The organism is Myxococcus xanthus, from assembly GCF_006402735.1.
GTDB classification, from domain to species: domain Bacteria; phylum Myxococcota; class Myxococcia; order Myxococcales; family Myxococcaceae; genus Myxococcus; species Myxococcus xanthus_A.
This window is the reverse complement of sequence record NZ_CP017174.1, coordinates 5804409-5824110: the sequence shown is the minus strand read 5'-3', so window position 1 is coordinate 5824110 and position 19702 is coordinate 5804409. Positions and strand designations below refer to the sequence as shown.

Sequence of the window (19702 nt, the reverse complement as noted above, 5' to 3'; positions counted from 1 at the left end):
CGAAAAATCGGCCTCCGCGCGATTGGCATGCTTCTTTGCGAGCGGCGTCGATACACGATGACTGCACGCTGCGTACAAAACTTTCGCTGGACTTGACGCAGAGGCCTAGAGCAGTCCGCGCGCCTTCACGTCCAGATAGGCGTTGAGCGTGGCCGCGCCGAAGCCGCGCGCGGGGGCTCGGATCACCAGCGCGCCCGCGTCCCGCAGGGTGGTGGCCGTCCGCCGGTACTCCGTCTCCAGCCGTGCCGCGGCCTGGCGCGCGTAGGCATCCTGCGTCTGCGCGGGCACGCCGTGGGCCGCCGCCTGGACGTCCTCGTCCAACAGTGAGGCGACGACGGGCAGGTGCCGGGGGCGCAGCGCCAGCGTGCGCGTGAGGAGGCTGGCGGAGGCGTCCGGGTCCACCAGGTCCGTGAACAGCACCACCAGGGCGCGCCGCGTCTGGCGTGCGAAGGCGAAGTCGAAGGCGCGGCCGTAGTCGCTCTCCTCGAGCGCGGCCTCGGTGCGGTAGAGCGATTCGGTGATGAGCCGCAGGTGCTCGCGGCCCTTGCGTGGCGGCAGGTAGGCCCGCACGCCGCTGGCGAACGCCAGCACGCCGACCACGTCACCGGCCTCCAGGCCCACGCGCGCCAGCCGCAGCGCCGCGTCCACCGCATGGTCCAGCTTGCGCCGCTCCTGGATGCGGCCCGCCATGTGCCGGCCGCAGTCGAGCAGCAGGAGCACCGGCTGGTGCTGCTCCGGCTGCCACGTGCGCACCAGGGTGTGGGCGTGGCGCGCGGATGCCTTCCAGTCGATGTGGCGGTAGTCGTCGCCGGGGCGGTACTCGCGCAGCGACTCGAACTCCCGGCCCTCGGAGGCGCGCCGCCGCTGCGTGCGCGCGGAAGGGGCGTCCGAGGCGTGGGCCAGCGCCAGTGCCTCGCGGGTGAGCGCGGTGAGGTCCGGGTACACCTTGACGTCCATCGTCGCGGGGACGCGGACCTGTCGCGCGCACAGGCCCAGGGGGCCTCGCAGCCTCAAGTGCACGTCCCCGAAGCGGGCGTCACCCCGCGAAGGCGGCGTGACGAAGTAGGTGAACTCCTGGGGCGTGGCCCGTGCCGCGGGCAGGGTGAGGGATTGCCTGTGCCCGCTGCTGGCCATGTCCTCGGGCGGCTCGTCGCGGACCTCCACGTGCAGCGGCGCGGTGCCGGTGTCCTGGCGCTCCAGCGCCACGTGCACGGCGTTGCGCGTGCCGGAGGAGAGGACGGGCTCCACGCGCCGCCAGACGCGGACGCTCTCCGCGCGCGGGGCCCGGAGGAAGTCCACGACGCAGAGGGCCAGCACGGCCACGTCCGTCGCCAGCGCGAGCCAGCCGAACGCGGGGCTGGCCACCGCGAGCGCCGCCGGGAGGAGTCCCGCCGCCAGCAGGGCCACGGCGAGGCCGGTGGGGACGGGGCGCCCGGCGCTCACCGGGGCACTCGGACCCGCTCGAGCGTCTGCTTCAGCACGTCGTCCGCGGTGATGCCTTCCACCTCGGCCTCGGCCTTGAGGAGCAGGCGGTGGTTGAGGACGCTGAAGGTGACGGCCTTGACGTCATCCGGGGTGACGAAGTCCGTGCCCATCAGCGCGGCGCGGGCCTTGGATGCCGCGAGCAGCGCCTGGGCCGAGCGGGGGCTGGCACCCAGGCGCACGCGCGGGTTGGTGCGCGTCTCCCGGACGATGGCCACCACGTACTGGATGATGGAGTCGTCACACGACACTCGGGCGGCGCGCGACTGGAGCTCCAGCAGCGTGGGCGCATCCAGCACCTGGCGGGTGGTGGCCGGCTTGCCTTCGCGCTGGTGGAAGGCGCGGAGCATAGTCGTCTCCGCCGAGGCCTCCGGGTAGCCCACGCGCACGCGCATGAGGAAGCGGTCCAACTGGGCCTCCGGCAGCGGGTAGGTGCCCTCCAGCTCCAGGGGGTTCTGTGTGGCCACCACGAAGAAGTGGGGCGGCAGCGCGTGGGACACGCCGTCGATGGTGACCTGCCGCTCCTCCATGGCCTCCAGGAGCGCGGCCTGCGTCTTGGGCGGGGTGCGGTTGATTTCGTCCGCGACCACCACCTCCGTGAAGATGGGTCCCTTCACGAGGCGGAAGGCGTGGTCCTGGGGCTGGAAGACGTTGGTGCCCAGGATGTCCGCCGGCATCAGGTCCGGGGTGAACTGGATGCGCGTGAAGAGCAGCCCCAGCGCGCCGGCCATGCTGCGCGCGGTGAGCGTCTTGGCCACGCCGGGCACGCCCTCCAGCAGCACGTGGCCGCGCGCGAGGAAGGCCGTCACCAGGTCCTCCAGCACGCGCTGCTGTCCGAAGACGGCCGCGTCGAGCGCGGCGGTGAGACGGGAGAGGGGAGAGGCGTCGGACATGGTGGCCGGTGACGCTAGCCCGCTGCCGCGGAGGGCGGCAGCGCTTTTTCATTCGAGGCGCGGAGGCTCAGTGCGAGGACTGGCCCTTGAGCCCCAGCAGCGTGCCGCCCAGCGTGGCGACCGCGCCCAGGATGGCAACGTAGACGCCGAAGCTGGGCGACGAGTTCATCATCTCCGAGTTGCCGATGGGCGTGGGCACCATCGTCGTGTCGGACGACACCTTGATGAACACGACGCACCAGATGAGGCACACGATGCTGACGATGAGCTGGCCCATCCACGGCACCACCGGGTTCACGTTCGGGAACGAGCCCTTGACGCGCACCGTGACGGCCGTGAGCAGGAGGATGGACATGATGAAGGCGCCGCAGCCCGGGCTCATCAGGCCGAGCACGTCTCCATCCACCGCCGTCTCCTTCCACGGAAGGAAGCACGACATCAGCACCACCGCCGCGCCCCAGAACGCGACCTTGTCGCCACCCTGGAGCTGAGCGAACAGCTCCTTCGCGTCACGGATGAGCTCATCCGGGTCGGTGACGGCGCTGCCCCGGTCGTCCGAGCCCGAGCGGTCCCAGGGGTCCACCGAGGCCGCGGGCTCGGGAGCGGGAGCTTTGCGAGGCGCGGGCCGAGGTGCCGCTGCACGCGCCGCGCGCTGCTGCGGCGCACTGCGGGCGACGTCCTCCATGCTCCGGATGTTGGTGGAGTCCGAGTCGGGCGGCGGCGCGGCCGCGGCGGCGGGCCGGCTTCCAGACTTGCCTGTGGCCGGGCGTGGGCGTCGCGGAGGAGGCGGCTTGGCGGCTCGGCGGGGGTCCTCCGCCGCGTCCGTGGACTCCTCAGGCGCTTCGGCCGGCGGTTCCCCCGAGAGGAACGAGCCATCGATGATGTAATCGCAGACGGAACAGATGGACGTGTTGGCGGCTACCTTCGAGCCGCAGCCAGGGCAGTTCAGGACCAACGCTCCCGCGGAGAGAATCCGCTTTCCATCTTCGGAGCGCCGGCCGTGCGTGTCAAACCCCTGCGGCCTAACCCCTGGATTTTCGCGGGGAATTGACCTAGGCCCGCGCCATGCGCCGCTCGCACTTCGCCCGTGCCCTGTCGACCTGTGTCGTCGCTCTCTCGCTGCTGTCCGGATGCGTCCGTTCCGTGCCACCGGTGAAGCCGCCACCCGTGGACGCGCAGACGATCGAGCGCATCCAGGCGTGGGAGGACGCGCGCTCGCTGGGAAATGGGGCCCTGGTTTCGCTCGCCGCCAGTGCACCAGACGCACGGGTGCGTGCTCGGGCCCTGCGGGCGCTGGCGCGAATCCAGGACCCGGCCACCCTGGAGACCGTCATCGCGGGGCTGAAGGATGAGGACTCGGCGGTACGTGGCGAGGCCGCCTTCGCCGCGGGCGTGCTCGCCCTCTCCTGGGAGCCCCTGGTGGATGCCGAGCTCGCGGCGTTGGAGAAGGCGCTGTTGGACGCCGGGCGGACGGAACGCGACGCGGACGTGCGGCGGACGGTGGTGGAGGCCGTAGGCCGGCTGGGGACGCCCGGGGCCGTGGCGTGGTTGTCCGAGCGGATGCGCGAAGCGGATGGGGTGGAGGCGGCCCAGGTCACGCAGGCGTTGGGCGTCCTCGCGCGCACCCGCGGCGCGGCGGTGGTTGCCCAGGTGCCCCTGGCGCCAGCGGAGGCGCTGCTCGCGGCCGAGCGGCCGGTGGAGGCGCGTCAGGCGGGGGCCTATTTCCTCGCCACCGTGAAGCGGCCCGAGGCCCTGCCCGCGCTGCGCCGCTGCCTGGGCGACTCGGACGCGGACGTGCGGGCCTCGTGCGCGAAGGGCTTCGGAGACGTGGGTGGTCCCGAGGATGCCGTGGTCCTCGGGCAGCTCTTGGAGGACACGGTTCCGCGTGTGGCGGCGGAGGCGGCGCGCTCGCTCGCGAAGCTGGCGGCGGCTTGCAGTGGACCGTGTACCGCGGTGGATGCGCTGGAGGCCTTGGTGGCGCGAGCCAAGCGCGTGGCTCGGGGCATGGCGCCTCCAGCGGCGGCTGGGGCTTCGGCGCCGGAGGGCGCGAAGGCGCCGGTGGAGACGTTGGCGCGGTCGTCGGAGGGACACGCGCTGTTGGCGCTGGCGCAGCAGGGCCTGCCCGCCTTTGGCCGTCCCGTCCTGGAGTCGCTGCGGCTCGCGCTGGCGGACGCGGAGCGGGGTGCGGCCTCGGACGTAGCGCGTGCGGACCTGGCCTGGCTGGACTGCCGGCTGGCGGCGGCGATGGACCGGCAGGAGGGAGCGCTGAAGGAAGTCATGGGCTGCGGCTATGGGCGCGTGCCCGAGGCGCGCCGGTTGGCGCTGGGGCTGCGGGAGGTGGCTCAGTCGAAGGGGCAGGGAGGAGCGGGCTTCGCGGTGAAGTACCTGCGTCACCCCGAGGCGCGTGTGCGCCTGACGGCGCTGGAAGCCGTGTCCGCGCGGCCCGTGCCCGAGGCGGCGGCGCCGGTGCGTGAGCTCATCGAAGGCGAAGATGAAGTGGTGGCGGGCGCGGCGGCGGCGACCGCGGGTGTGTTCAAGGACGCGGCCGCGTTGCCTGCCGTGGAGGCGCTGGCGGCGCGTGTGCCGCAGACGCCGGGAGACCTGGCCGAGCCGGTGGCGGGCGCGCTGGTGGCGCTGCAGGGCCCGGCCGCCGAGCCCCGACTGCGTGAATGGCTGATGCACCCGCACGCCAACGTGCGGCGCGTGGCGGCGCAGGCCCTCACGCAGTTGACGGGGCAGCGCGTGCGCTCGGCGCGCGTGGAGCTGCCCGCGAACACCTTCCGGCCCGTGGCCGCCCCGGCGCGCGCGGGGCTCGTGCTGCGCACCGACAAGGGGGACATCACCGTGCGGCTGGACGTGGACGAGGCGCCCCTCACGTCGGGCAACCTCCACGCGCTGGCGCGCAAGGGCTACTTCAACGGCGTCACCTTCCACCGCGTGGTGCCGGACTTCGTCGCGCAGGGCGGAGACCCGCGCGGGGACGGTGAGGGCGGGCCGGGGTACTCCATCCGCTGCGAGATGACGCGTCGGCCCTACGGACGAGGCACCCTGGGCATGGCCCTGGCCGGGAAGGACACCGGCGGCAGCCAGTTCTTCTTCACCCACGCCCCGCAGCCGCACCTGGACGGCCGCTACACGGCCTTCGGCGAGGTGGTGTCCGGCATGGACGTGGTGGACGCCCTCCTGGAAGGGGACGTCATCCGCGAAGTTCGCGCGGTGGAGCTGGCGCCCTGAAGCGTTGACTCAGGCGCCGCTGGCACGGGCCAGGGGCGCGGGAGGCCCGAGCGGGTCGCTGTTCCAGCGCTCGTTCTCCGCCGCTTCCAAGGCCTCGACTTCCTGGCGGATGCGCTGCCACTCCGTCTCCGGAATGTTGAGGAAGGCCTCCGCCAGCGCCGGGTCGAACTGGGTGCCCGCGCAGCGGCGGATTTCATCCCGCGCGACGCTCATGGGCCGGCCCTTGCGGTAGGGGCGGTCGGACGTAATCGCATCCACCGTGTCCGCGAGGCAGAAGATGCGCGCGCCCAGGACGATGTCCTCTCCCGCCAGGTTCTGCGGGTAGCCCTTGCCGTCCCACCGCTCCTGGTGCTGGAGCACGATGAGCGCCGCTTCGTGCAGGTAGGGCATCTTCGCCAGCATCCGGTAACCGAACTCCGGGTGCTTGCGCATCTCCACCCATTCATCCGGCGTGAGCGGACCGGGCTTGAGCAGGATGGAGTCGCGCACGCCAATCTTCCCGATGTCGTGCAGCAGCGCGCCTTGCTCCACCACGTCCAGCGCGCCTCCCGTCATCCCCACCTCCTGGGCCAGCCGGCGGGAGTAGAGCGACACGCGGCGCGAGTGCCACTGCGTCTCCGTGTCGCGGTAGTCCAGGGCGCTGATGAGCCCGTCGAGCAGCCCCGCGGTGCGCTCCACCACCCGCCGCTCCAGGTCGCGGTTGATGGCCACCAGCTCGGCGTTCTTCTCCGCGACCTCGCGCGACAGCCGCTCGTTGGCGTCCACCAGGCGGTAGTGAGCGAAGGCCTGCCGGACGCTGCTCGTCAGGTCGCTGAGTGACCAGGGCTTGCCCAGCAGCCGGAAGACCTCGCCGCGGTTGACCGCTTCGGAGGCGGTGCGGAAGTCCGCCGCCGCCGTCAGCATCAGCCGCACCGCCTTGGGGTTCTTCTCCCGAAGGGCGCCAAGCAGTTCGATGCCGTTGAGGTACGGCATCATGAAGTCCGTCAGGACGACCTGGAAGCCAACCTCCCGGGCCGCCACCGCCGGGTCGCTGTGGGTGACGACGTCGTACCCCTCTGCCTGGAGGATGCGTGACAGGGCGGCCAGGATGAGGACGTCGTCGTCCACGACGAGGATGCGATCCATGCCCGATGTGCCTCCAGGACAGCGTGCTTGTACAGCTTTATACACGCCGCTACGCACCCCCAAAAGACCCCCTAGGCGGGTTATGCGCTTCTAAGTCATGGAAATCCTTGGAGGTTCTTCCATTCAGGAAGAGAGGTAGAACCACGTCACGCTTGCCTGCCCGCCAAGGTGTGATTTATGGTGCGCGGCAACGCTGGACTGTATCGCTAACCCCTTGGAATCGTGGAGCAATCTCCGATGGCAAAAGCCCCGGAAGGGCCCGTGCCGGTGGTGGTGATGGGGCTGGGGTTCATCGGTCAGGAAATTGCCCGGGCTGCGATGTCTTCACCTGAGGTGGAGCTCATCGGGGCCGTCGACGTGCAATCCGGCCTGGTGGGTCGCCCCTTGGGTGATGTCCTGGGAGGCCCCGCCCCTCGTGTGAAGGTCTCCGCCTCGCTGGCGCAGGCCGTGGGCAGACGCAAGGGCGTGGTGGTGCTGCATGCCACCGGCTCGCGGCTGCCCAAGGTGTTCGACCAGGTGATGGAGGCGGTGAAGCTCGGACTGCCCGTGGCCAGCACGTGTGAGGAGCTGGCCTTCCCGCATCTGAAGTACCCGGAGCTGGCGGACGAACTGGACCAGGCGGCGCAGAAGGCGGGCGTCGCGGTGGTGGGCACCGGCGTCAATCCGGGCTTCGTGCTGGATCGTCTGGTCGCGGTTGCCGGACAAGTCTGTGGTCCGGTCCGTCGTGCCACCGTCACTCGCGTGGTGGATGCGCGGACCCGGCGCGAGGCCTTGCAGCGGACGGTGGGCGCGGGGCTGACGGAGGAGGAGTTCTTCGAGTTGGTGGACAGTGAGCAACTGGGCCACGTTGGCCTTGTTGAGTCCGCGGCGCTCGCGGCCCTCGGCCTGGGGCTGGATTGCGACGACTTCGAAGAAGAAGTAGCCCCCGTGTTCGCCGAGGAGGACATCTCTGGCGGCGCGTTTCCCGTCAGGAAGGGAAGGGTGGCTGGCATGTTCCAGTCCGTGGTGGGGTTGGAGGATGGACAGGAACGGGTGCGGCTGGAGCTGACCATCGCGGTGGGGGCGGATGACCCCAAGGACCGTATCGAAATCGACGCTGACCCGAAGCTGGTGTTGGAAATCCCGGGGGGAGTGGCGGGCGACCGGGCCACCGCGAATGCGCTGGTGAATGCCGCGCCACGCTTGACGGCCGCCGAAGCCGGGCTCCTCACGGTGCTCGAGCTTCCGGCCGGACGCTAGAGTCAGGAGAGGAAATGCTGGACAAGAACGCGATCGGCCGCGCCTCGCCGCCGACGCTGAACGAGGTCGAAAAGGGCGCCATCCGTCGGTTCGCGGAGGCCATCGGGGACTACAACCCCATCTACTACGATGAGGAGTACGCCCGGGCATCGGGGTACCCCACCATCATCGCGCCCCCCACGTTCCCCGCGTCCTTCCACTCGGCGGCGGACCTGCGGGAGCTGTTGGGCGTGGGCATCAAGAGCCTGCTCCACGCGGAGCAGGGCTTCGACTATGAGCGGCCCATCTTCGCGGGGGACCGCATCTACGTCTCCACGCGCGTCTCCGACGTCTTCGAGCGTCCGGGCATGTCCGGGAAGATGGACATCGCGGTCATCGAGGACGAAGGCCGTGACGAGGAAGGCAACCTCGTGTTCCGCGCCCGCCGGACGCTGGTGGTCCGCGCCGCCAAGGAGACCCCGTGATGCCCGCGCGCAAGTTGTACTTCGAAGCCATCCGCGTCGGGGACGAACTGCCCGCGCTGGCCAAGGCGCCCGTCGACCGCGTCCAGCTGTCGCGCTACGCCGGTGCGTCCGGAGACTTCAACCCGGTCCACGTGGACGAGCTCTACGCCAAGAGCGTGGGCATGCCGAGCGTCTACGCGCCCGGAATGCTCGTCATGGGCATGCTCGGCCAGCTCATCAGCGACTGGGCCCGGGGCGGGCAGATGCGGCGCTACAACGTGCGCTTCATCAAGATGGTGTGGCCGGGTGACACCGTCGTCTGCAAGGGCCGCGTGAGCGACCGGCACGGCTCCGGGGGCCGCTACTTCGTTGAAATCGACCTCTGGGCGGAGAACCAGAAGGGCGAACTGGTGATGAAGGGCTCCTCGCAGATCCAGCTCTTCTACTCGCTGGAGGACGAGAACCGGCAGCGCTCCGGCCAGTCCCCCATCGTGGTGGAGGTGCCTCGGGAGAGCCTGAGCAACGCCAACGCCGCCGCACCCGCCACCAGCGCCGCAGCTCCCAGCGAGGAGGGCGACGAGGCGGACGAGCGCCGCGAGGGCGTCACCTCCAAGAAGACGGTTCCTCGGGAAAAGCCGGCGGCCAAGACAGCCACGCTTCCCTCCGCCAAGAAGGCGAAGAAGTAGGCAGACGCACCGCGTCTCGAGGGGCGGTTCTGACGGCCCCTCAACGCGAGGTGTCATTCGGGGTTGACTCAAAAATCAGTCGCCGCCACACTTCCTGCGTCTCAACGCGCCGCTGACCTCATCCTTTTTCACCGAGGGCGGGCAGCGAGCCGTCACGCAGGAGTGGCCATGTCCGCCGGGATCAACACCTACAAGACCGACCTTCGAGAGATCTTCTTCACGCTGTTCGAGCAGTTCGGCTTCGGCCAGGTGGCCGGCCAGGCGCCGTTCGATGCCTGGGGTCCGGACGAAGCGAAGGCGGTGCTGTCGGAGACGTACCGCTTTGCGCGCGAGGTGCTCGGACCCCTCAACTCGGTGGGCGACCGGGAGGGCTGCCGGGTGGAGAACGGCGCCGTCTTCACGCCGACGGGCTTCAAGGACGCGTGGAAGAAGCTCTACGAGCAGGGCTTCAAGACGGTGGGCGTGAGCCCGGAGCACGGCGGCCAGGGCTCGCCGATGATGCTCCAGGTGACGGTGGAGGAGCTGCTGTCGGGCGCCAACTCGGCGTTCAACATGTACCCCGGCCTGGCCTTCGGCGCGGCGGAAGTTGTCGCGGAGTGCGGCACGCCCGCGCAGCAGAAACAGTTCGTGGAGCGCATGCTCAACGGCACGTGGGGTGGCACCATGTGCCTCACCGAGCCGCACGCCGGCTCCGACGTGGGCGCGGCCAAGTCGACGGCCCGCCGCAACGGCGACGGCACCTACAACATCCGCGGGACGAAGATCTTCATCTCCGGCGGCGACCACGACATGGCGGAGAACATCATCCACCTCGTGCTCGCGCGCATCGACGGCGCGTCGCCGGGCACCAAGGGCCTGTCGCTATTCATCGTCCCCAAGCTGCGCATCAACGCGGACGGCAGCTCGGGCCAGCCCAACGACGTGGGCGTGGGCTCCATCGAGCACAAGATGGGCATCAACGGCTCGGCCACCTGTGTCATCAACTTCGGTGAGAGCGACAACTGTGTCGGCGAGCTCGTGGGCACCGTCGAGCACGTCGGCATGAGCCAGATGTTCAAGATGATGAACGGCGCGCGTATCGCCGTGGGCATCCAGGGCATCGGCCTGGCGTCCGCCGCGTACTACAACGCGCTGGACTACGCGAAGGACCGCAAGCAGGGCTCCCACTTCACCAAGTGGAAGGACCCCACCGCGCCCCGCGCCGCCATCATCGAGCACCCGGATGTCCGCCGCATGCTGCTGGACATCAAGGCGCACGTGGAGGGCATCCGCTCGCTGATCATCAAGCTGGCCATGCACCTGGACAAGGCGCGCCAGCTGGCCGGCAAGGACGACGACGCGGCCACGTACCACAAGGGCCAGGTGGAGCTGCTCACCCCGCTGGTGAAGGCCTACAGCTCCGAGCAGGCGTTCCGCCTGTGCGCGCAGGCCATCCAGATCTACGGCGGCGCCGGCTACATCCAGGACTACCCGGTGGAGCAGTACACCCGCGACTCGAAGATCTTCTCCATCTACGAGGGCACCACCCACATCCAGGCCATGGACCTGGTGGGCCGGAAGATGGGCCAGGCGGGTGGCATGCACTTCCAGCAGTTCATGGGCGACGTGGGCTCCTTCATCGAGGCCCACCGCGAGCACGCCGTCTACGGCGAGGCCGTGAAGTCCCTGGCCGCGGCGCAGGAGGCCCTGATGGCCAGCGCCATGGTGGTGTTCGGCTGGTCGCAGGACGGCAGCAAGTTCCCGCTGATTCCGCTGTCCGCCAACCGCTTCCTCAACATGATGTCCGAGGTCGCCGTGGGCTGGCTGCTGCTGGACGCGGCCCTCATCGCGGAGAAGGCGAAGGCCTCCGTCTCCGCCGACCACCCGGACCACGCCTTCTACGAGGGCAAGAAGTACAGCGCCCTCTGGTACGCGCGGAACGTGCTGCCCAACGTGGAGCAGGCGGCGAAGATGCTCACCATCGAGGACACCTCGCCCATGGACATCTCGGACGCCGCCTTCGCGTCCGTCTGAGTCCGCGCCCCGCTGAAACGCGGGGCGCCTGAAGCACCAAGGCCACCCGGGCTCGCTGCCCTGGGTGGCCTTGGTGTTTCCAGCGGGGAGGTGTTGCTTATTCGCCTTCGCGAACGCCGATGGCCAGCTGCGCGAGCCCGGCCTTCTTGGCCAGCTCCATCACCTGCACCACGGTGCCGTGGGGCACGCCTTCGTCGGCCTGGACGATGACCACCGTCTCCTCGTCCTTCTGCCTGGCGTCGTCGAAGGCCTGCTGCAGCTCGTCCTGGGAGACGACGTTGCCGGCCAGCATGAAGCGCCCATCCGCGAGCACCGCCACCGACAGGTCCGTGGTGCGCGCGGTGACGTCCGCGGCGCCGCCCTTGGGCAGGTTCACCTTGAGGCCGGCCTTGGCGCCACCGCCCGGCCCCTGCTGCACGATGACGGAGCTGGTCACCATGAAGATGATGAGCAGCACCAGGAAGATGTCGGTGAGCGGGGTGATGTTGATTTCAGCGAAGACGCCATCCTCGGAGCCGTCGTCGCTGCCCGGAGTCTTTCCCATGCCCATGGTGCGTTCTCCTCCGGCCTAGGCGGGCTGTGCGTCCGAGCGCGTGGCGGGGGCGGCCTGCGGTTCGGGAGGCATGGGCTCGGACGGCGGCAGGCCGGCGGCCCGCTCCTTGAGCAGCTCGACGAACTCATCGCCAATCAGGCGCAGCTCCACCAGCACGCGGGACAGGCGGGCCTGGAAGTAGTTGTAGAAGACCATCGCCTGCACTGCGACCAGGATGCCCACCGCGGTGGCGACCAGGGCCTCGGAGATACCCGTCATCACCGCCGCGCTGCCGCCCGTGCCGCCCGCTTCCACGTCCAGGCCCAGGTCCTTGAAGGAGCGCATGATGCCGGCCACGGTGCCGAAGAGGCCCACGAAGGGCGTAATCGAGCCGATGGTGGCCAGGATCCACAGGTAGCGGCGCAGCTTGAGGGCCACCTGGGCGCGCTCGCGCTCCACCGCGGCCTCGATTCCAGCGCCCCCAGCGGTGCGGCTGCGCTCCATCCGGTCGAACCCGGCCAGGAAGATGTCGGCGGCCACCGCGTCGGAGCGCTCGGCGGCGGTGCGGGCCGCGGCGACGTCCCCGCGCAGCAGGTGTTTGTTCACTGTCTCACCCAAGGCGCGTGAACGCTCGCCCACGCCCCAGAGCGCGATGATTCGCTCGACGGCGACAATCAGCGCCGCGACCGAGGCGAAGATGAGCAGGGCGAGGGTGACGCCACCCAGGCGGAGGTAATGGAGGATGTCGTTCAGGCTCATTGGTGGATGACCGGGCAGGGCGGCATGGCCCAGACTAGGCCATATGAACCGCGCAGCCGTCGCAATCTTCCTGGTAGTGCTCTGTTCTGGCTGTCCCAAGCGAATCGAGTTCGGCCCCGAGGGCGAGCTCACGGATGCGGACACCGTCTATCAGCGCGTCGTGAAGAACCAGGAGAACGTCGTCACGCTGGAGGGGGACGCGAAGCTGCGCGCCGAGCTGCCCGACCAGAGCGGCACGCTGAGCATGTTCGTCGCAGTCACCCGGCCGGCCATGCTGCACCTGGAGACGTTCGACTTCTTCAACAGGCCGCTCGCCTCCCTGGTCTCCGACGGACAGCGCTTCGGGCTGTATCAGGCGGATACGAACACCTGGTACCAGGGCCCCGCCAGCCCCGCCAACGTGTCCCGCTTCCTGCCGGTCATGCTGCCGGGCGAGGAGCTGGTGCCCATCATGCTCGGGCAGGTGCCGCTCATCCCCCCGGAGCGGATGACGCTCGAACTGGACCGCAAGAAGGGCGTCTACGTGCTGACGCTCCACCGGGGCCAGGCGACGCAGATTCTCGACGTCCACACCAAGTACCTGCGCATCATGAAGAGCCAGGTGCGGGGCATCCCGGGGTACGACCTGGGCTTCGAGGACTTCCTGGAGCAGGGCGGGCTCATCTTCCCGGGCCGGGTGTCGCTGGAGGCGAAGCAGGCGAAGACGAAGCTCCAGGTCCGCTACCAGCAGATCAAACTCAACGCGCGACCGGACCTCACACTCTACGAGTTGGTCCCCCCCGAGGGAGCCCGGGTGGTGGAGGTGGATGCTGCCGGCCGGGAGCTGCCCGCCGGGGCGCCCGCCTCCGGGTCGTCCGCGCCCCTGGCACCGGGTTCCTGACCGGGCAGGCGCGGAAGAAGGGGCGCACGCTGCCGAGACAGTCTAGAGTGCGCGCCACGACATGGCACAGATCAAGCTTGGTGAATTGCTGATCAAGGCGAACGTGCTTCAGGAGAGCCAGCTGAAGGCCGCGCTCGCCGAACAGGCGAAGTGGGGCGGCAAGCTGGGCGAAATCCTGGTCAGGATGAGCCTCGTCTCCGAGGACATCCTGGTGCGCGCCCTGTCCAAGCAACTGGGAATGCCGGCGGTGAACCTGGACGCGGTGCAGATGGTGCAGCCGCACGTGAAGGCGAAGATTCCGGCCCAGACGGCTCGGGACTTCTCCGTGCTGCCGCTGCAGCTGCGGGATGACGGCAAGTCGCTGGTGGTGGCGATGTCGGATCCGCTCAACGTGCGCATGCTGGACGAGCTGCGCGCCGTCACCAAGTGCCGCATCATCCCCAACGTGGCGGGCCGGACCTCCATTGCCCGGGCCTTCGCGCGCATCTACGAGCAGAACCACGAGTTGGAGGACGCGGACACCAACTTCAAGGTGGTGGACGCCCAGGGCCGCACGGTGGTGAAGAACCTCAAGGACCTGGACCCGGCGGCCGTGGCGACCGCGCCGCGCGCCGCTCCGGCCCCGGCCCGTCCCGCCCCTGCGCCCGAGGCTCCCGCCGCCCGTCCCGCGGCGGCCTCCGGCAGTCCGGCGGAGCTGCTTCGCAACGTGGAAGAAGTGCAGCGCAAGGAAGTCGCCGCCCTCAAGGCGATGGTGGAGCTGCTCATCGAGAAGGGCGTGTTCAGCCGCGAGGAGTACCTCGCGAAGGTCAAGCGGTAGTCCCCCATGCGCAAGAAGATTGGTGAGCTGCTCGTCGAGGCCGGCGTCGTGACGGAGGAGCAGGTCCGCGTGGCATTGGGACGTCGGGGCGCATTCGGCAGTCAGCGCCTGGGTGAGGTGCTGGTGGCGCAGGGGCTTTGCACGCCCACGCACATCGCACAGGCCCTGTCCGCCCAGCACGCGCTTCCCTTCGTGGAGCTGCCGGAGGAGATTCCGGCGAACGTCGTGGGGTTGGTGTCCGTGGACTTCCAGTCCGAGCACCGCATCGTGCCGTTCCGGATGGAAGTGGAAGGCCGCAGCGAGCGCATCCTCGTCGCGGTGGATGACCCGGCGGACGTGACGCTCGTGGACGAGCTGCGCTTCCAGCTCCGCAAGCAGATGCGCGTCTTCGTGGCGGCTTCGGACGACCTGGACGCCGCGCTGGCGCGTGCCCGGGGCGAGCCGCTGGACATCGTGGAAGCCGTGGCCCTGGAGGACGAGGACGGTGCGCCGCCTCCGCCCGTGGCCGCTGGCGCGCCGCTCGAATGGGATTTCCCGGAGGCTCCGAAGCCCGTGCCCAAGCCCGTACCGCCTTCTCCGCCCGCCGCTGCCCGTCCCCCCACGCTCCGAGGCCCGGCTTCGCCCCCGCCTCCGCCGCCGGAAGCCACCGATGGCGAGTCCGGCGTGGACGCGCTGGATGACCTGCTGGGCCGCAAGCCCTCGCCCCCGGCGCGGCCCCCGCCGCCTCCGCCTCCCGACGCGGAGGGGGACGGCGCGGAGGGCCGGCCACGCGTGCCGGTGGTGATGTTCGGCGGGGCCGCGCAGGGCTCGCGTCCGTCGGTGCCGCTCACGCCCACGCCTCAGTTCTCTGACGAGGACCTGGCCATCCTGGACGACATCGAGCGCATCTCCCGCGGCGAGGATGCCTCGCTGGACACGGAGAAGGTGAAGCCGGCCCGAATGGTGGCCAGCCTCATCCGCCTGCTCATCCGCAAGGGCGTCATCCAGGAAGGCGAGTTCCTGGAGGAACTGGCCCAGAAGTGACAGCCGCCGTGACGCCCGCGGGCCAGGAGCTGTTGCTCGATGTCCGCGGGCTGACCACGGAGCTGGCGCTGGAAGCAGGGCCGGTGCGCGCGGTGGACGATGTGTCCTTCGCGCTGCCCCCAGGGGGAACGTTGGGCGTGGTGGGGGAGAGCGGGTGTGGCAAGAGCCTCACGGCGCTGTCCCTGCTGCGGCTGGCGCCCGAGCCGCCAGTGCGCGTGGTGGGCGGAGAGGTGCGCTTCCAGGGGCGGGACTTGCTCACGCTGCCGGAAGCCGAGCTGCGCCGGGTGCGCGGCCGTCACGCGGCGATGATCTTCCAGGAGCCGATGACGTCACTCAACCCGGTGTTCACCGTGGGCGAGCAGATTGCCGAGGGCGTCCGGCTGCACCTGGGCGCCTCGCGCGCGCAGGCCCGGGAAAAGGCCGTGGAGATGCTGCGGCAGGTGGGCATCCCCGCGCCAGCCGAGCGCGTGGATGCGTATCCACACCAGCTCTCCGGAGGCATGCGGCAGCGGGTGATGATTGCGATGGCGCTGGCGTGTGACCCGGCCTTGCTCATCGCGGACGAGCCCACCACAGCGCTGGACGTCACCATCCAGGCGCAGATTCTGGACCTGCTCGCGCGGCTTCAGGCCGAGCGGGGCATGGCGGTGCTGCTGATAACGCACGACCTGGGCGTGGTGGCGGAGAGCTGCGACGCGGTGGTGGTGATGTACGCGGGCCGGGTGGTGGAGCGCGCCCCGGTGCGAGCGCTGTTTTCCCAGCCCGCGCACCCGTACACCGCGGGCCTGCTGCGCTCGATTCCGTCCAGGCGCGACGTGGGCGGCGCTCGAGCCTCCCGGGCGCGGCTGCGGGCCATTCCCGGCAGGGTGCCACCGCTGCGGCAGTTGCCTGTCGGCTGTGCGTTCCGGGAGCGCTGTGAACGCGCGCTGGACGTCTGCGCGCACGTGAAGCCCGCGCTGACGTCGCCGCGAGAAGGGCAGTGGGCGGCCTGTCACAACCCGGTGCCCGCGCCATGAACTCCACGCCGCTGCTCCAGGTCCGCGACCTCCAGGTGCACTTCCCGGTGCGAGGCGGCGTGCTCGGCCGGGTTCGCGGCGCGGTGAAGGCCGTGGACGGCGTGGGCTTCGACGTCATGCGCGGGGAGACGCTGGGGCTGGTGGGGGAGAGTGGCTGCGGGAAGAGCACCCTGGGGCGCGCGGTGCTGCGGCTGGTGGAGCCCACGGCGGGCTCCGTTCGTTTCGACGGGCAGGAACTCACCGGACTGTCCCAGCGCCAGCTGCGGCCGCTGCGCCAGCGGATGCAGTTCGTCTTCCAGGACCCGTATGCCTCGCTCAATCCCCGGATGACGGTCCGGGAGATTCTGGAGGAGCCCTTCGCCATCCACGGGCTGGCCCGAGGGCCGGGGGAGCGGGAGCGCGAGGTGGCGGAGTTGGTGGACGCCATGGGGCTGCCGCGCGAGGCCCTGGCGCGTTACCCTCATGAATTCTCCGGCGGGCAGCGGCAGCGCATCGGCATTGCGCGAGCGCTGGCGCTGCGGCCCGACCTGGTGGTGGCCGACGAGCCCATCAGCGCGCTGGACGTGTCCGTGCAGGCGCAAATCGTCAACCTGCTGGTGGACCTGCAACAGGCGCGGGGCCTCACCTACGTCTTCATCGCCCACGACCTGAACATCGTCGAGTACGTGTCCACCCGGGTGGCCGTCATGTACCTGGGCCGCATCGTGGAGTTGGGCCCAGCCGCGTCGCTGTACCGTCAGCCGCGCCACCCGTACACCCAGGCGCTGCTGTCCGCGGTGCCCGTCGCGGACCCCGGCCACGCCCGGACGCGCCTGCTGGTGCCGGGCGAGCCGCCATCACCTCTGGCACCGCCCCCCGGTTGCACCTTCCATCCGCGCTGTCCGCATGCCATGGAGCGGTGCCGGCGCGAGTCGCCCCCGTCCTATGCGCTGGGCGGTGGCCACTTCGCCGCGTGTTTCCTGGCGGAGGCCGATGCGCGCGAGGCCCCGGCCGCAGCCCCTTCTGGAGGAAGTCCCGGTGTTCTGGCTCAGCCATCATCATCCGGATGAGTACAACCGCACCTACCTGTTCGGCGGCGTGCGCGTGTGCGCGCGCTGCCTGGGGACCTATCCGGTGCTCCTGGCCGTGATGGTGGGCCTGTTCGCCGTGCGCGCCCCGCTGCGGTGGGCGCTGGACGTGCCCGCCGTCCTGGCGCTCACCGTTCCCGCGCTGGCGGACTGGGCAGTGGGCCGCTTCCGGCCGGCGTCCGGAAACAACGCGGTGCGCACCCTGACGGGCGTGCTGCTCGGGGCGGCGCTCGGCCGCTCCCTGTACGTGCACCTGCAGCAGCCACTGCCGGCGGTGCTCCTGGCGCAAGGCGCGCTCGTGACAGCGGTGGCCGTCCCTGTCATTCTCGCCACTTACCAGAGACCTCGCCGGGGATAGACCCTGGCGGCCCGTCGCACGTTAACTGTGCACGGGTGGCGGAGTGGGCCGGGTGAGGGTGGCTCCAAGGAGAGTTGGGGGAGTGTTGGGACCGGAAACCTCAGACGAGCGGCTGATGCTCGCCTTCCAGGCGGGGGACGCGCGCGCGTTCGAGGCGCTGGTGCGTAAGCACCGGACGCCGGTGTTCAACTTCATCCTCCGTTTCACGGGGCACCGGGCACGGGCGGAGGACGTGCTGCAGGAGACGTGGCTGAAGGTGGTTCGGAGCGCCGGCGACTACACGCCCAAGGCGAAGTTCACGACCTGGCTCTACACGATTGCGAGGAACCTCTGCGTGGACAGCGCGCGCAAAGAGAGCTACCGCCAGGTGTCTTCCCTGGAGGCACCCGCCCCGGGAGCGGAGCGGGACGAGTCGCGCCCCTTGGGGGAAGGCCTGCCGGACGCGGGGGCCAGCCCTGAGCGCGGTGCCTACAACGCCCGGCTGCGTCCCCTGTTGGAGCGAGCCCTGGCGACGCTCCCGGACGAGCAGCGTGAGGTCTTCACCCTGCGCGAGTACAGCGGCATCCCCTTCAAGGACATCGCGGAGGTGACGGGAGTGTCCGAGAACACGGTGAAGAGCCGCATGCGCTACGCGCTCGACGGGCTTCGCCGCCGGCTGGCGGAGATGGGCGTCGACGGCGACCTCGCCGAGGACGGAAGGACGGTGGTGGGATGAAGCCGCAGAATCCGCATGCGCAGGAGGACCGGCTGCTCGACTTCGCCTATGGCGAGCTGCCGGTTCCCGAGGCCCGCCTCGTCGAAGCCCACCTGGAGAGCTGCGCCCGCTGCACCCAGGCCCTGGACGACATTCGCGGGGTGCGCGCCACCATGTCCCAGCTGTCGGTGGAGCCCGCTCCGGACGCGGGGCTGGAGTCGCTGATGGCCTATGCCCAGCAGGCCGCGCGCCGCGTCGCCGCGGGCCCCGCGCCGAAGCCATCCCGCTGGCGCCGGTGGTTGTTGCCCGTGGTGGGCCTGGCCTCCGTGAGCACCTTTGGTCTTCTGACGCTCGAGGCCCGGTCGCCCGACCTCACGCGGCCTGACTTGAGCGCGGCGAAGGTCGCGGTCGCGAAGGAAGAACTGGTGGCCCCTCCGTCCGCCGATGATGTCGCGCCGGCCGCGGCCGCTCCGGCCCCCGCGGCGGCGCTGACGATGCCCGCCGAGGCGGAAGCGGCGGGTTACGCCGCCCGGGAAATGGCCGCGCCGAAGAAGTCGAAAGGGGCCGAGCGCTCACGGGAGCAGCGGCTGCTCGCGGAGGACTGGGCCAACGCTGGCAGTGGCGGCGGGCTCGACATGCGGATTCGGCGTGAAAGCGAGAGCAAGGCGAAGCGCGGGCCGCCCGCCGCTGCTCGCGCACCCAAGGCCGACATGCGGGCCGCGCTGGAGCCCGCGCCCATGGCGCAGGAAGGGGCGCCGTCGTCCCTGGACGAGGAGTCCAAAGTCGCGAGCGAATCCATGGACTTGCAGACGCCGCCGGCGGACTCGGACGACGCCTTCGCTGCTCTCTCGGAGCGGCGCGTCGCGGACTCGCAGGCACCTCGGTCCGTCCCCCCGCGCGACTCGCTGCGCCTGGGATCCACGTCGCCAGCGGCACGGGGCGCTGCCTACGACGGCGAACTGGACGCGTCGGCATCCAAGGGCACCCTGGGAGGCGTCGCCGCCCCGGGCAAGGCCGAGCTTCCGCGCCCGGCGCCGGCACCGACCTCCAAGAAAGCCGCGCCCACCGCCGCACCGCCTCCGCCCCCCGTGGAGCGCCCCACCGTCGCGGAGCTGTCGCGCCAGGCACGGGCGGCGTTCGACGCGGGGGAGGGAGGCCGGGCGGCTGGGCTGATCCGCTCGGCCCTGGCCTCGGGAGCGACTGGACAGGAGCGCTGGACGCTTTTGAACCAGCTGTGTGAGTTCGAGTTCGCCCTGGGTAGGCGTGCCGAAGGACTCGAGGCTTGCAACCTCGTGATACAAGAAGCGCCGGCCTCGGATGCCGCCAGATCGGCGCGCCGGCGGGTGGCTCGCGAGTCATCGGCGAACGAGATGCCCGCAAAACCCGCGAAATAGCAGGGTGTATTTTCTCATCAAATGGGAGGGAAACGTAGGCGCACGTC

Annotated in this window: 19 protein-coding genes; 13 read left to right on the top strand and 6 right to left on the bottom strand. The window is 70.4% G+C overall.

All coding sequences use genetic code 11. The annotated features are described in order from the left end of the window. Positions 1–105: 105 nt before the first annotated feature. The 3 genes from BHS09_RS23590 to BHS09_RS23580 form a co-directional block, all read right to left on the bottom strand. Positions 106–1443 (bottom strand): DUF58 domain-containing protein, encoded by a 1338-nt coding sequence (locus BHS09_RS23590; protein ID WP_140793446.1) that lies wholly within the window; start codon positions 1441–1443, stop codon positions 106–108. Beyond that, on the bottom strand, positions 1440–2375 hold the full coding sequence (locus BHS09_RS23585; RefSeq protein ID WP_011554669.1) for an AAA family ATPase: 936 nt from the start codon (positions 2373–2375) through the stop codon (positions 1440–1442). Before BHS09_RS23585 ends, BHS09_RS23590 begins: the two co-directional genes overlap by 4 nt. Before the next feature lie 67 nt (positions 2376–2442). Further along, positions 2443–3330, bottom strand: a complete 888-nt coding sequence (locus tag BHS09_RS23580; RefSeq protein ID WP_237077371.1) for a hypothetical protein — start codon at positions 3328–3330, stop codon at positions 2443–2445. A gap of 110 nt (positions 3331–3440) precedes the next feature. On the opposite strand from BHS09_RS23580, the gene BHS09_RS23575 reads away from it, so the two are divergent. Beyond that, positions 3441–5609 carry a peptidylprolyl isomerase gene (locus BHS09_RS23575; RefSeq protein ID WP_140799093.1) on the top strand — a complete coding sequence of 723 codons (2169 nt, stop codon included), beginning with the start codon at positions 3441–3443 and terminating at the stop codon, positions 5607–5609. 9 nt (positions 5610–5618) lie between these two features. On the opposite strand, the gene BHS09_RS23570 is transcribed toward BHS09_RS23575, so the two are convergent. Then, positions 5619–6734 (bottom strand): HD domain-containing phosphohydrolase, encoded by a 1116-nt coding sequence (locus BHS09_RS23570; RefSeq protein ID WP_140799091.1) that lies wholly within the window; start codon positions 6732–6734, stop codon positions 5619–5621. Positions 6735–6971: 237 nt separating this feature from the next. Here BHS09_RS23570 and BHS09_RS23565 point away from each other — a divergent pair, with 237 nt between their 5' ends. The 4 genes from BHS09_RS23565 to BHS09_RS23550 all read left to right on the top strand — a co-directional run bounded on the left by BHS09_RS23565 (position 6972) and on the right by BHS09_RS23550 (position 11115). Beyond that, positions 6972–7973: an NAD(P)H-dependent amine dehydrogenase family protein gene (locus BHS09_RS23565; RefSeq protein WP_140799089.1), complete on the top strand. Its 1002-nt coding sequence runs from the start codon at positions 6972–6974 to the stop codon at positions 7971–7973. A gap of 14 nt (positions 7974–7987) precedes the next feature. Then, positions 7988–8437: a MaoC family dehydratase N-terminal domain-containing protein gene (locus BHS09_RS23560; protein ID WP_002636736.1), complete on the top strand. Its 450-nt coding sequence runs from the start codon at positions 7988–7990 to the stop codon at positions 8435–8437. Next, positions 8437–9102: a MaoC family dehydratase gene (locus BHS09_RS23555; RefSeq protein WP_140793438.1), complete on the top strand. Its 666-nt coding sequence runs from the start codon at positions 8437–8439 to the stop codon at positions 9100–9102. Before BHS09_RS23560 ends, BHS09_RS23555 begins: the two co-directional genes overlap by 1 nt. A 168-nt stretch (positions 9103–9270) precedes the next feature. Continuing rightward, positions 9271–11115: an acyl-CoA dehydrogenase gene (locus tag BHS09_RS23550; RefSeq protein ID WP_140793437.1), complete on the top strand. Its 1845-nt coding sequence runs from the start codon at positions 9271–9273 to the stop codon at positions 11113–11115. 97 nt (positions 11116–11212) lie between these two features. Here the strand turns inward: BHS09_RS23550 and BHS09_RS23545 are convergent, their stop codons facing one another. Together BHS09_RS23545 and BHS09_RS23540 are read right to left on the bottom strand one after the other, a co-directional pair. Beyond that, positions 11213–11665 (bottom strand): ExbD/TolR family protein, encoded by a 453-nt coding sequence (locus tag BHS09_RS23545; protein ID WP_011554662.1) that lies wholly within the window; start codon positions 11663–11665, stop codon positions 11213–11215. Between the two features lie 18 nt (positions 11666–11683). Then, the gene (locus tag BHS09_RS23540; RefSeq protein ID WP_140793435.1) at positions 11684–12406 is read right to left on the bottom strand and encodes a MotA/TolQ/ExbB proton channel family protein; all 723 of its coding nucleotides are present in this window, start codon (positions 12404–12406) and stop codon (positions 11684–11686) included. Positions 12407–12449: 43 nt separating this feature from the next. Between BHS09_RS23540 and BHS09_RS23535 the strand changes: the two genes are divergently transcribed. From BHS09_RS23535 to BHS09_RS23500, 8 genes are all read left to right on the top strand, one after another. Then, the gene (locus BHS09_RS23535) at positions 12450–13286 is read left to right on the top strand and encodes a DUF4292 domain-containing protein (protein WP_140799087.1); all 837 of its coding nucleotides are present in this window, start codon (positions 12450–12452) and stop codon (positions 13284–13286) included. Between the two features lie 61 nt (positions 13287–13347). Beyond that, positions 13348–14103 (top strand): GspE/PulE/PilB domain-containing protein, encoded by a 756-nt coding sequence (locus BHS09_RS23530; RefSeq protein ID WP_140799085.1) that lies wholly within the window; start codon positions 13348–13350, stop codon positions 14101–14103. A gap of 6 nt (positions 14104–14109) precedes the next feature. Next, positions 14110–15126 carry a GspE/PulE/PilB domain-containing protein gene (locus BHS09_RS23525; protein WP_140799083.1) on the top strand — a complete coding sequence of 339 codons (1017 nt, stop codon included), beginning with the start codon at positions 14110–14112 and terminating at the stop codon, positions 15124–15126. Next, positions 15123–16142: an ABC transporter ATP-binding protein gene (locus BHS09_RS23520; protein ID WP_140799081.1), complete on the top strand. Its 1020-nt coding sequence runs from the start codon at positions 15123–15125 to the stop codon at positions 16140–16142. The genes BHS09_RS23525 and BHS09_RS23520 overlap by 4 nt, the downstream gene beginning before the upstream one ends. Further along, positions 16139–17191, top strand: a complete 1053-nt coding sequence (locus tag BHS09_RS23515) for an ABC transporter ATP-binding protein (protein ID WP_174258873.1) — start codon at positions 16139–16141, stop codon at positions 17189–17191. The genes BHS09_RS23520 and BHS09_RS23515 overlap by 4 nt, the downstream gene beginning before the upstream one ends. Further along, positions 17160–17567 carry a DUF2085 domain-containing protein gene (locus tag BHS09_RS23510; RefSeq protein WP_140793424.1) on the top strand — a complete coding sequence of 136 codons (408 nt, stop codon included), beginning with the start codon at positions 17160–17162 and terminating at the stop codon, positions 17565–17567. Before BHS09_RS23515 ends, BHS09_RS23510 begins: the two co-directional genes overlap by 32 nt. Before the next feature lie 82 nt (positions 17568–17649). After that, positions 17650–18282: an RNA polymerase sigma factor gene (locus tag BHS09_RS23505; RefSeq protein ID WP_174258872.1), complete on the top strand. Its 633-nt coding sequence runs from the start codon at positions 17650–17652 to the stop codon at positions 18280–18282. Further along, positions 18279–19655, top strand: coding sequence for an anti-sigma factor family protein (locus BHS09_RS23500; protein ID WP_140799077.1), 1377 nt, complete (start codon positions 18279–18281; stop codon positions 19653–19655). Before BHS09_RS23505 ends, BHS09_RS23500 begins: the two co-directional genes overlap by 4 nt. Positions 19656–19702 lie beyond the last annotated feature (47 nt).

Excerpts from the sequence above, each read along its gene's own strand:
- BHS09_RS23585 (WP_011554669.1), bottom strand. The coding sequence starts at position 2,375 with ATGTCCGACGCCTCTCCCCTCTCCCGTCTCACCGCCGCGCTCGACGCG.
- BHS09_RS23575 (WP_140799093.1), top strand. The coding sequence starts at position 3,441 with ATGCGCCGCTCGCACTTCGCCCGTGCCCTGTCGACCTGTGTCGTCGCT.
- BHS09_RS23570 (WP_140799091.1), bottom strand. The coding sequence starts at position 6,734 with ATGGATCGCATCCTCGTCGTGGACGACGACGTCCTCATCCTGGCCGCC.
- BHS09_RS23565 (WP_140799089.1), top strand. The coding sequence starts at position 6,972 with ATGGCAAAAGCCCCGGAAGGGCCCGTGCCGGTGGTGGTGATGGGGCTG.
- BHS09_RS23560 (WP_002636736.1), top strand. The coding sequence starts at position 7,988 with ATGCTGGACAAGAACGCGATCGGCCGCGCCTCGCCGCCGACGCTGAAC.
- BHS09_RS23555 (WP_140793438.1), top strand. The coding sequence starts at position 8,437 with ATGCCCGCGCGCAAGTTGTACTTCGAAGCCATCCGCGTCGGGGACGAA.
- BHS09_RS23550 (WP_140793437.1), top strand. The coding sequence starts at position 9,271 with ATGTCCGCCGGGATCAACACCTACAAGACCGACCTTCGAGAGATCTTC.
- BHS09_RS23545 (WP_011554662.1), bottom strand. The coding sequence starts at position 11,665 with ATGGGCATGGGAAAGACTCCGGGCAGCGACGACGGCTCCGAGGATGGC.
- BHS09_RS23540 (WP_140793435.1), bottom strand. The coding sequence starts at position 12,406 with ATGAGCCTGAACGACATCCTCCATTACCTCCGCCTGGGTGGCGTCACC.
- BHS09_RS23535 (WP_140799087.1), top strand. The coding sequence starts at position 12,450 with ATGAACCGCGCAGCCGTCGCAATCTTCCTGGTAGTGCTCTGTTCTGGC.
- BHS09_RS23530 (WP_140799085.1), top strand. The coding sequence starts at position 13,348 with ATGGCACAGATCAAGCTTGGTGAATTGCTGATCAAGGCGAACGTGCTT.
- BHS09_RS23525 (WP_140799083.1), top strand. The coding sequence starts at position 14,110 with ATGCGCAAGAAGATTGGTGAGCTGCTCGTCGAGGCCGGCGTCGTGACG.
- BHS09_RS23515 (WP_174258873.1), top strand. The coding sequence starts at position 16,139 with ATGAACTCCACGCCGCTGCTCCAGGTCCGCGACCTCCAGGTGCACTTC.
- BHS09_RS23500 (WP_140799077.1), top strand. The coding sequence starts at position 18,279 with ATGAAGCCGCAGAATCCGCATGCGCAGGAGGACCGGCTGCTCGACTTC.